This window comes from Stenotrophomonas maltophilia group sp. RNC7 (genome assembly GCF_030910085.1).
GTDB lineage: Bacteria > Pseudomonadota > Gammaproteobacteria > Xanthomonadales > Xanthomonadaceae > Stenotrophomonas > Stenotrophomonas sepilia.
Genome location: NZ_JAVFVN010000076.1, coordinates 1 through 1,299, shown reverse-complemented (window position 1 = coordinate 1,299; position 1,299 = coordinate 1). Strand labels below are relative to the sequence as shown.

Below are 1,299 nucleotides of genomic sequence, written 5' to 3'. Positions count from 1 at the left end.
AGTTTCGCACGAAAATCAATGTTGGCGTTGCCAGCAGTCGGGTAGGTCAAAGATGTTACCATCTCTTTCCCCCCTAAGAACCGGACTTGTAGTTCGAGTAGGAGCCCAGCGAGTTACTGTTCGAGAACAGCACTTTTCCAAACCCCTCTCGCAGAACGGAACGTGAGAGTTTCCTACTCATTCCGCTCCCCAGTAATTAACTATCAGCGAATTTTCTTTCCATCATACGTTCCCGCATGAATTTTAACATGACAGTCATGGCAAACCGCCAATGTTTTTCTTTTGATTTCAATCATTCTTCTGACCCAAGCTGCTTTTTCTTTACCTTCTTTTCTTAGGTCTTTTAATTTTTTGACATGGTGCATTTGAACTCTATCATCAGAACCGCAAAGCTCACATCTGTCGTTAAGAAGTCTGGTGATTAATTCATTTCTTTTGCTGTAAATCTTGGCTGGTATATCTTCTATTTGTGCTTTTTTCTGATGTTTTAGTTCAACGCCACCAAAATACGCTACGAGTGGTTTTTTCTTTTCTCTTTCAACCGTCACTTGAAGAACTGTTAATTCTTTGTCTTTTCCTTTGACTTTTCTTTTTGCTTTGTACTTTTTGTAGATTTTGTTCACTGTTGTTTTGTACTTGTTAGCCAAAGTTTTCACTAGCGAGAGTTCCACTATTCTTTTTACATCGTTTATTTGATGGACGTTATAAGCTAACATATAATACTGAGCGAAACCGCGAAACTCTGCTTGGAATTGACTGATGATATCGAATTCTGAGTTGATGGTTCTTTCTGGACGATGAATTGGTTTTCCTGCCCTCATATATTCACGCATTTTATTTCTCATGATGTCTTGTGGAACCCTTAGTCCAATAGCTCCGTTGATACTTCTTTGACCACGACTATCATGCTTGGTATCGCTATGCAGGACGTGTATATCGTATCCCAAAAATCTAGCGTATTGAGTTCTTGCATGTGTTATCAAGGTCTTTTCTTGGCTTAAGGTTAGGTTTAATTCTTTGTTAAGGAAGTCTGTTATATCTTGTTTAATTGTTTCTGCTTCTTCTTTGCTTCCTGAAAAACCTATTAGCCAATCGTCAGCATACCGAATGAAGTAACACCTTCTGAAGTTTGGGTCGTTGGTGTCTTTTGAAGGTATTTTTTGTACATCTTTTTTCAGTTTTGCGACAATATCCCAATCTTTTCGATAAGTGTGTCTAGAAATAAGTTTTTGATACTCCTGATATTCTTTGCTAGGAGCACGTCTATTCCCTTTGGTGTATTTTGGGATAATATTTTCT

1 protein-coding gene is annotated in these 1,299 nt (G+C 38.2%); it reads right to left on the bottom strand.

All coding sequences use genetic code 11. The features are described 5' to 3' along the window. Positions 1 to 203: 203 nt before the first annotated feature. On the bottom strand, positions 204 to 1,299 hold a 1,096-nt coding region (locus tag RCF13_RS00655; RefSeq protein WP_308140713.1), incomplete at its 5' end, for a group II intron reverse transcriptase/maturase.